Origin of the sequence: Mycobacterium sp. KBS0706, from assembly GCF_005938675.2 — a bacterium.
In the GTDB taxonomy this organism is placed as follows: Bacteria; Pseudomonadota; Alphaproteobacteria; order DSM-16000; family Inquilinaceae; genus Inquilinus.
The window spans coordinates 1-8,806 of the sequence record NZ_VCCH02000171.1; the positions used below are offsets into that span (position 1 = coordinate 1).

General features: G+C 60.4%; 8 protein-coding genes and 1 pseudogene. 5 read left to right on the top strand and 4 right to left on the bottom strand.

All coding sequences use genetic code 11. The features are described 5' to 3' along the window. From FFK22_RS39755 to FFK22_RS39765, 3 genes are all read left to right on the top strand, one after another. Window positions 1-272 (top strand): ATP-binding cassette domain-containing protein (locus FFK22_RS39755; RefSeq protein ID WP_143956939.1); only part of this gene is annotated, 272 nt, incomplete at its 5' end. A gap of 157 nt (window positions 273-429) precedes the next feature. Continuing rightward, on the top strand, window positions 430-813 hold the full coding sequence (locus tag FFK22_RS39760; protein ID WP_138889133.1) for a hypothetical protein: 384 nt from the start codon (window positions 430-432) through the stop codon (window positions 811-813). A 32-nt stretch (window positions 814-845) separates the two neighbouring features. Then, on the top strand, window positions 846-2,294 hold the full coding sequence (locus FFK22_RS39765) for a patatin-like phospholipase family protein (protein WP_186002922.1): 1,449 nt from the start codon (window positions 846-848) through the stop codon (window positions 2,292-2,294). A 12-nt stretch (window positions 2,295-2,306) separates the two neighbouring features. Here the strand turns inward: FFK22_RS39765 and FFK22_RS44945 are convergent. The 3 genes and pseudogenes from FFK22_RS44945 to FFK22_RS39780 all read right to left on the bottom strand — a co-directional run. Then, window positions 2,307-2,480, bottom strand: a pseudogene (locus tag FFK22_RS44945) (DUF3560 domain-containing protein); the annotation flags it as partial. Window positions 2,481-2,545: 65 nt separating this feature from the next. After that, on the bottom strand, window positions 2,546-3,211 hold the full coding sequence (locus FFK22_RS39775) for a recombinase family protein (RefSeq protein WP_138889135.1): 666 nt from the start codon (window positions 3,209-3,211) through the stop codon (window positions 2,546-2,548). Further along, window positions 3,211-3,558, bottom strand: a complete 348-nt coding sequence (locus FFK22_RS39780; protein ID WP_138889136.1) for a hypothetical protein — start codon at window positions 3,556-3,558, stop codon at window positions 3,211-3,213. Before FFK22_RS39780 ends, FFK22_RS39775 begins: the two co-directional genes overlap by 1 nt. Before the next feature lie 951 nt (window positions 3,559-4,509). Here FFK22_RS39780 and FFK22_RS39785 point away from each other — a divergent pair. After that, window positions 4,510-6,564, top strand: a complete 2,055-nt coding sequence (locus FFK22_RS39785; RefSeq protein ID WP_138889137.1) for a helix-turn-helix transcriptional regulator — start codon at window positions 4,510-4,512, stop codon at window positions 6,562-6,564. A 735-nt stretch (window positions 6,565-7,299) separates the two neighbouring features. Here the strand turns inward: FFK22_RS39785 and FFK22_RS39790 are convergent. Then, on the bottom strand, window positions 7,300-8,196 hold the full coding sequence (locus FFK22_RS39790) for a LysR family transcriptional regulator (RefSeq protein WP_138889138.1): 897 nt from the start codon (window positions 8,194-8,196) through the stop codon (window positions 7,300-7,302). Between the two features lie 285 nt (window positions 8,197-8,481). On the opposite strand from FFK22_RS39790, the gene FFK22_RS39795 reads away from it, so the two are divergent. Further along, window positions 8,482-8,806: SDR family NAD(P)-dependent oxidoreductase (locus FFK22_RS39795; protein WP_143956940.1), on the top strand; the 325-nt coding region annotated here is incomplete at its 3' end.

Sequence of the window (8,806 nt, forward strand, 5' to 3'; positions counted from 1 at the left end):
CCCGGCTGGAGCATCGCCCGGCCCAGCTTTCGGGCGGCGAGCATCAGCGTGTCGCCATCGCCCGGGCGCTGGCCAACGCGCCGAATGTGCTGATTGCCGACGAGCCGACCGGCAATCTCGACCACACCACCTCGGACGCGGTGTTCGAGATGCTGCTGGACGTGGTGCGCTCGACCGGCGTCAGCGCCCTGATCGCGCCCCACAGCCTGGAGCTGGCCAAGCGCATGGACCGGGGGGTGGCGATGCGCGATGGCGTGCTGGTGGGATGCTGAGGCGCCAAGCCGCATCCGCCGGCGAACTTCCGCGATCTTCCCAACGCCGCCGGAATGCTTCGTTGCGGTGCCGTATCGACTCGATCGCGTTTCACGTCTATATTGGTAGATGATTATGAAAATATGTTTCAATCTATATGAATAGAGGGTGGTTTCGATGGCATTCGGCTCCGTCTTCGTCAAAGGTCCCCAGAATCGCGACGTCTTCATCAACGGCTTCTTCCTGACGCCCCAGGGAAAGACCAACGACTTTTTTGTGGTCAACATGGGGCAGACGACCTTCGCCACGGTCGATGCCCAAAACCAGATCGATTTCGCCGGTACCGCAAACGTCTCGGCCGCGAACCCAAACGTCCAGATTGTACTGAAAGCGCTGAACCCCCCGCAAGCCCTCCCGGGCCATCAGGTCTCGGCGCGGGCGATGATGGCGCTTGGCGCTATGCCGAAGCCGAAGCGTGCTGCACCGAAGTCGAAGAAGGCCTCGAAACCGGCAAGGCCGAAGTCAGACGTGCGAAAACCCTCGAAGTCCGCCGAGGCTTAGACAACATGCCGGCCCGTCCCTGGGCTCGCGGGATGGCGCGGGCGCCGCTGCTGTGGGCGCTCGCGCTGGCGCTGACCCTGACCGCCTGCGCCTATCCGGAGCGCAACCGGCCGCTCGAGACCTATGAGCCGCACACGGGCTATCGCTGGTCCGCACTGTCGCCCACCGACCTTCCCGACACCCTGGTCCTTGTGAGCGCATCGGGCGGCGGCACGCGGGCAACCGCCCTAACGATGTCGGTGCTGCAGGGGATGGACCAGGTCAGGCTGCCGTCCGGCCGGACGCTGGCCCATGAGGTCGACGCGATCTCGTCCGTGTCAGGCGGCAGCGTTGCCGCCGCCTATTTCGCATGGAAAGGCCCCGAAGGCCTTGGCAATCTGGAAAGCAAATTCGTCCGCCAGGACGGCATCTCCGCCATGCTGTGGGACGGCGCCAACCCGGTCGGCCTCGCCGAGCTGTCGACGCCGGGCAAGGAGCGGATCGATCTCCTCATCGATTATCTCGATCAGCAGCTTTTCAAGGATGCCACCTTCGCCGGTCTGGCGAAGCGCAGCGACCGGCCTTTCCTGATCCTGAACGCGGCCGATATGGTCGAAGGGCTGCCTTTCCCGTTCACCCAGGACAACTTCGATCTCATCTGCAGCGACCTGGCCGCGATGAAGCTGTCGACCGCGGTCGCCGCATCGGCGGCCTTCCCGGTCGCGCTCTCGCCGGTGACGCTGCGGAACTACTCCCCCTGCAAGGCCCAGCCCCACACGTGGCCGCCCGAGTGGGTCACCGGGGCCGCGCATGACAAGACGTGGTACCAGGACGAGCATGCGCGGGTGATCCGCGGCCGTGCCTTCGAAGCCTATGCCCTCGGACAGAAGGCGGGGAAGGACTACATCCACCTGCTCGATGGCGGCATCGCCGACAATCTGGGGCTCATCGAGCCGATGCGGTTGGTTAGCACCAACGACACGTCGCTGCCGTGGTTCAGTGGGATCGCCCAGGGGAGGATCAAGCGCCTCATTCTCGTGGTGATCAATGCGAGGTCCGATCCCGCCTCGGATCTCGATCACCGGCAGGCTACACCCGGAATTCTGGACATGCTGACGAGCGTGATCAACTCCGGCATCGACAACACGTCGAACGGAACGATCAGCGCGCTGGGGACGCTGCTGGCCGACACGTACCGCGAGGCGGGTCACGGCCTGCCGCCTCCGCTGGCCCGGAATTTCGAGGCCATCGCCAACAACATCTACGTCATCCCGGTCGACCTGGACGCCATCGGCAACGACAAGTGCCGGCTGAATTTCCAGAGCATCGGCACGAGCTGGACCCTGTCCCGGCAGCAGATCGACGCCCTGATGCTGGTCGGCCCGGCGCTTCTTGCCGCCGCGCCGGATTTCAACCGGATGACCACCGCCATCAACGCCCATCTCGCTAAACCGCTGCCGTCCCTGGACCAGGCATGCGCGACGGTGCCGCAAGCCGGTTGAAGAATGTCGGCGGGTTCGGTCCCGTGCCTCGACGGCCTTCTCCATGCCCTTATGGATCTTGGCTAGGGCCGCGCCGCGTCGCCGCTCGGAATGATGCCCGATCAGAATGAGCTGGCCAAAGGGGATCATCGATGCGATGGCGTCGGCGCGCTGGAAATGGGCCGTTGCCTCGGTCGAAAGCAGCATTCGCCAATCCTGCGGGTCCCGCCCTGGATTGCCTCTACAATTTGGACCGCTGCCCGGGCCGCGCACTATGTCGCCCGGCGCAGTGCCCAAACACGCTTCACCTGACTGACGCTGCAACCGGTGAGCCGCGCGGTCTCGGCGATGCTCGTACCGCCGGAGCGAAGCGCGATGATGCGTTCGTGGCTGGCTCGATCGGGAGTGCGGCCCCTATAGCGACCGGAGAGCTTCGCCAACTCGATGCCCTGCCGCTGCCGTTCTCGGCGGTCCTCATAATCTTCATGCGCCATCTGAAGCGCAAGACGCAACAGCAGCTGCTGTACGGAGTCGAGCACGATCTTGGCAACACCGGAAGCGCCGGCAACCAGCTCGGAGAGGTCGACCAGGCCAGGCACCGCCAAGCGCGCACCCTTGTTGCGGATGGAGGCCACCAGAAGCTCCGCATCGGCCAGCGGGAGTCGGCTTATACGGTCGATCTTTTCCGCGACGACCACTTCGCCGGGCTGGAGGTCCTGGATGAGCCGCTGCAGTTCGGGGCGATCGGCGCGGGCGCCTGAAGCCTTCTCGCGGTACACGCCGGCGACATAATAGCCCCCTGCCTTCGCCTCTTCGATGATGCGCTCCTGACGCTCGAGGTCCTGGGTGTCTGTGCTGACCCGGAGATACACCCGAGCCACCTGGATCGCTGGGGCTGAAGTCGGAGCGTCGCGACGAGCCGTCCCGGCAGCGGGCATCAGTGGCCCATCTTGCGTGCGAATGCCCGAAGCGCGGTCTTCACCTGCTCTACCCTCGCCTCGCCTTCGGCTAGCGCCATGGCGCTGCCTTGTGCATAGGCCGCGCGGCGCGGGTCGCTCGGCTCAAAGGGCTCGACATCCTTGTGTATTTTCCTGCCGGCGGCCCGGACGTCGTAGCCGAGATCGAATGCGCCGGCTTCGTCGAGATCCTGGGCTGACGCGAGCCGCCGGGTCAGCTCTTCCGTCCGAGCCAGCTCGCGAGCTTCAACCGCGGCTAGCATCTCCGGCGTCACCTGTTCGAGGAGGATGTGTGGGTCCTGTGAGACGGGGGGATCCCGACGTGGCATGATCGGCTCCGATATGGCCAATTTGAGTATACCCTATTGGACCATCTCAGGCCCGAGCTGCAGTCTCAGCGTTACCGAGTAACGGCAAAATAGCCTTCGTCAGCCCGCTCGGCCTCATATCGCTCAGCCTCTATGAACAGGCTTTCCAGAACGGCGCGCTGAGTGACGCCCCGATGCCGCGCCAGCCGCTTCAGAGCGGCGGCGGCATGCGCGCTAACCACCACGTTCAACCGAACGTCGGAACCATCCGCCAAATGCCGCCGCCGATACTCGGCCTGCCTCTCGCGACTAGACCGTGCCATCTCATTCTCCAACTACGTTACCACGTAACAGTGCATCATATCGTTACTCAGTAACAAGCTTGGACCGAGCGTCTTGGTGTGCCGGCCCTGCCCCCTCGCCTCGATAAGGTTCGGGCAGCTGAATATTCCTTGGCCACCGCACGGTACAGCGATGTATCACCGAGTGCGCCGCAGTCAGGGCGACTGACTGCTTCGCAGGAACAGTCGTATTTAGTTTCACATTCGGTCGTTGCGGGAAAATCTGATCCGCAGCGCACCAAAATGAGGTATCCCTAAGCAATTCGGATCCCTTAAAATCTTCACTTGATACGTGGTATGCTACCACAATGTAGAAATATTTACTGATCAACGCCTCTCATCTGCGTTCCCAAAACGGCTACTCGAGTCGTCGAGATAGTATTTGTCAATCTGTCGTACTCAGCTTTGCGCAGAAACTATTCCATTTCCTGCAATCAGACGAAAGCGAAATCACTAAATAATAGAAGGATTGCGAAATGGCGATTTCCCCCATTGAGTTAAAACCGCAATTCCTCGACGCCTTTGGCAGTTTATCTCCGGACTGTCAATCATTTGAAGCCGAGGTGTGGCGCCGCTTCGATTCCTCTGCGCCCCCGCAAGTCAGGTATCCCTCACAATTGGCGTCCGTGCAATGAGCGCACCCGACCCCAACGCCAAGGCGACGCCAGGTGTTGAGCCGACCGGAGAAGGCCTCCCGGAGACCGGGGCACCAGACACTGCCGCCCAGCGAACGGAAGAGGATCCAATTGCAGGGACGGAATCGACGCAACAAGGAGGTGTCGGTGTAAGTGTGGCAGACGGCGACGGCAAAGAGGACAGCGCACAAGCTAGCCCGCCCGCCCGCGAGTCACCTGATCCGGGTTCCGCTGAAAACGTTCGCAATTTTGACCCAGGACACAGTGACGGAGGTGCGGTAGACGGCTCAAAGGGGATGAGCGGTGGGGGCAGCCGATCCCCGCCGTCAAAGCTCCCTCGACATTTAGCGACTGGTCGCGACTCTGGCAAGGCGAGGCTCGGGGTTGTAGCGCTCCTTCTGTCGTGTGCCGCGAGTTTTATGCTCGTAATAGCCACTGGCCTTCTGATCTCTTTCATGCAATTCCAATCTAGAATACTGAAGTCTGAGGAGGGATTCACAACGGGGCAATTAATCGACAACGTTTTAGCCGAAAATGAAATTGGAGCGCTTACGCAAAAGTTAACTGATCTATCCGAGAAAATATCAAGCTCCTACGAGGATTTCGCGGCAGTTCATACCGAGGTTCAGTTTCGAACCGATAGAATATGCGCAATTTTTCAGAATGCAAAAAATGCAAAGGACGCTATAACTAGGTGTAAATCGTTTGTACAAAGAATCCCCTCAGCAGAGACATCCGCCCGAATCACAGAGGGAGCGCCACCAACAAGCGGAAGATCGGATCCACAATCATCTCCGTCAATTAATGAACGTGGTTTAGAAGTGACCAGCATCAATACGGCAGCTCCTTTAGTCAGAAATATACAAAAGAATTTTGTGGAATATATGGCAAGCGTTGATATCGGAAGTGGTGACTTAGCCACCACCATTGCAGATTACTCGGGAGACTTTACCCGAATTGCCGAGCTTAATGAAAAGTTTTGGGTGAAAATAGAGCCACAGTACCAGCATCTGTTGTTATCTTATGATACGAATTGCAGGGTGCTCCATACCATGGCTCTTCGTATTCAGTATCGGACGGCAGCATTCAACTTATGCTCCAACACAACATCATCAGAGCTTGCCGAGTTATCCGCGCCGAATTCTCAGATACTCCAAGCAGCAGCCGACAGGGACACGACGGCCAGTGCTGCGGCTGGCAGTCGGAACAGGACGCCGGGGAACTCTCGGTTGGGCGGCATAAATGCAGCGCGCCCGCCCGCGACCGACGAAAATGACGATCTAACTACCGTGGACGGAAACGCCACCGAGAAAATTCAGCCTTATAGCCCTGCTCTCACCGAACATAAGGGAGGAGCGATAGTTGAACCACCGGTTGTCAGCCAAACACGAATTGACACGGAGCCCAGACGGCAAAAGGATTTCGAGTTGGTGGTTAATTACCTATTCTACAATACAATATCATTTGGCGTACTTAACACCATACTAATAAGCCCGACGGAGTTTCTAGCCTTTCTTCTAGTATGTTTGTCGGGTGTTCTCGGATCTTTGCTCAGAATTGTTCTCCAATCATATCGGTCCGCGTCAAATCCGACACTTCGAAGCCTACTTGTTGGCCCACTGCTTGGACTGATTTGTGCACTTGTGGTGTATGCACTATTTAGATCTGGATTCTTGATGCTAACCGAGAAATCCTTATCTGAACAAAGCAGTTCTATCAGTCCGTTTGTGATCTCCTTACTTTCGATATCTGCCGGCTTACTTTCTGAGCGAGCCGTCGAGAACTTCGAGAAGCAAGTCGACCGTTGGTTCGGTGCGTCGGAGGAGGAGCCCGAACGGTGGGGCGTAAACCTCAAGAGAGCAATGACGGAGGCGTCAATAGGAATAGACCAGCTGAGCGAGCGTCTGCAAGTTGATAGAGACAGAGTAGAGAGCTGGGTAGGAGAGACAGATTCTGTTCCGTCAGATCGTCAGCGGGATATTTCACTTATTTTGGGCGTTCCGGCGAGAGATATATTCACGGATCAGAACCCGACGACTGCCGGGAACTAGGTGGCCAAAGGGAGATAGCCGAGATGCGATATTGCAGTCTGATCGTGATGCTAGCCACGATGCTTCTGAATGCGTCAGAGTCGGCTGCGCAATGGCCCAACTCACTCCCTCCGGCCCCTCCGATAATCCCTGAACGTGGAGGTTGGGGGCCAGCGCAGGCGCCGCCTTATGCCCCCTATCCGCAGTCTGGGGGACCTCCTCCGGCTCAATTCGGGCAGCGTTGCTTCACCCCGTACGGGTTCTGCTTCCTCCCAGAACCTGGCCCAACCGGCGTCCAGTGTACCTGCTTTACCAAGGGGGGGCCCGCGCCTGGCGTGATCGGACAGTAAGGCAGATATAGACAGTGATCGGAGCAAATCGGCGTGGGGGGTGTGCTTCGGCATACCCAATTAGGCCAAACCTACCGTACCTAGCCAAAAATAGGAATCACGAATCAACTTGGCCACCCCTCAATTGGCCAGCCAATTTGGCCACCGGCCACGGCTCCGGACCGGTCCGGCAAGGTCCAAGCGCTCGCCTAATTCGCAAACCCGTGCGTTGCCGCTAAATCCGGCCATAGTTGAGGCGCATCGATACCGGACATCGCTCAATCGCGCTGAATTCAGCCCTTCCAGGTCAGCCCGAACCCTGGAGCGCGCCCGAAATCGGCCGTCTCAGGAAGCCACGCCGACGCGCGTTGGACGACTGCCCCTTTCATCCTTGTCCACTCGAAGCGTCGCCGGCGACCGCCGCGCGTCAGCCGCGCGACAAGGACAGTCCCGCGAGAAGCGGCGCGTACGCGGTGAGCCTGCGGGATACGAACTCCGTGAAGAGCCGCACGCGCTTCGTCTTGCGTGTCTCCCCCTGTGTGAGAAGCCAGAGCGTTCCGTACATGTGCAGGTCGGTGCCCGGCACCCTCACCAGCAGGGGATCGGCATCGCCGACGAAGCACGGCAGTGTCGTCATCCCGAGCCCTTGCCGTACTGCAACGATCTGCGCCTCGCCGTCCGTGACCCTGAACGGGACCCCCGTGGTGCGAACCTCGCCATCGCTGGCCCAATCCGGAATTCCATGAAGGCTGATGACGATCCACCGGATGGGATCAGGCGCGCCCGCACGCCACGCGGCCAGTCGATCGCGGGACATGTAGACGCCTCCGAACACGTCCGGCCCCTTCAGGCCGTGAAGATTGGGCGGCAGGGTTTTGCGGTCGTAGACGACGCGGATCGCGACGTCGGCCTCCCGGTTGGTCAGATTTGCCAGCTCGCCGGACGAAAGGATGTCCATCTCGATGTCCGGATGCAGGCGCGCGAAATCGGCGAAGTCCGGCATGAGCAGATGTGCCGCGAGGGGCGGCGCCAGCGTCACCCGCAGAAGCCCGCGCACACTCTGGTCGCGCCCGAAGACGCGCGTCTCCAGTTGGTGCGACGACGCTTCCATCCGGTCCGCGAATTCGAGGACCTCCTCTCCCGCATCCGTCAGGCGGTAGCCCGAAGGCAGCTTCTCGAACATCTGCGCCCCGAGCCGTTCCTCGAGCTGCGCGACGCGTCGCAGCACGGTTGAATGATTTACCCCGAGGTGCGCGGCGGCAGCCCGTACCGAGCCACCGCGTGCGACGGCAAGAAAGTACCGAACGTCATCCCAGTCGATCATGGTGCGATCCGGCACCGCGAGGTGCGCCTTCCAAAGCCCGTGTCCAACACATCGAACAGCATCTCGTATGTGGGTGGCGCGGGGCGGTCACCATAGCTCGCGCCGACGAGCACGGCCCAATTCCGAACGGCGGACACCAATCGTCGCGGCTGGCGTCAGTCGTCCAGCCGGATCGATTTCGCACCACCGATGTGCGCGCTCCAGCACTCAACGCCTGACGCTGACGGACCCATTTCGAGGTCTCGAGGTCCTCCCCGATCGGCCAAGACGGAGTTGAAGGAAGTCATGGGAAAGCTTGAGGGTAAGATTGCCGTCATCACCGGCGGATCGAGCGGCATGGCGCTGGCGAGCGCCAAGCGGTTCGTTGAAGAAGGCGCCTATGTCTTCATCACGGGCCGGAGACAGAAGGCGCTGGACGAGGCCGTCAAGCTGATCGGCCGGAACGTGACCGGCGTCCGCGGCGACGCGGCCAATCTCGACGACCTCGACCGCCTGTTCGACACCGTCAGACGGGAAAAGGGCAGGATCGACGTCCTGTACGCGAGCGCCGGCACGGGCGAAGGCGTCCCACTGGGCGAGATCACCGAGCAGCACTTCGATACGACCTTCA

Coding starts and splice junctions, on each gene's coding strand:
- FFK22_RS39775 (WP_138889135.1), bottom strand. CDS start 3,211: ATGCCCGCTGCCGGGACGGCTCGTCGCGACGCTCCGACTTCAGCCCCA.
- FFK22_RS39780 (WP_138889136.1), bottom strand. CDS start 3,558: ATGCCACGTCGGGATCCCCCCGTCTCACAGGACCCACACATCCTCCTC.
- FFK22_RS39760 (WP_138889133.1), top strand. CDS start 430: ATGGCATTCGGCTCCGTCTTCGTCAAAGGTCCCCAGAATCGCGACGTC.
- FFK22_RS39765 (WP_186002922.1), top strand. CDS start 846: ATGGCGCGGGCGCCGCTGCTGTGGGCGCTCGCGCTGGCGCTGACCCTG.
- FFK22_RS39785 (WP_138889137.1), top strand. CDS start 4,510: ATGAGCGCACCCGACCCCAACGCCAAGGCGACGCCAGGTGTTGAGCCG.
- FFK22_RS39790 (WP_138889138.1), bottom strand. CDS start 8,196: ATGATCGACTGGGATGACGTTCGGTACTTTCTTGCCGTCGCACGCGGT.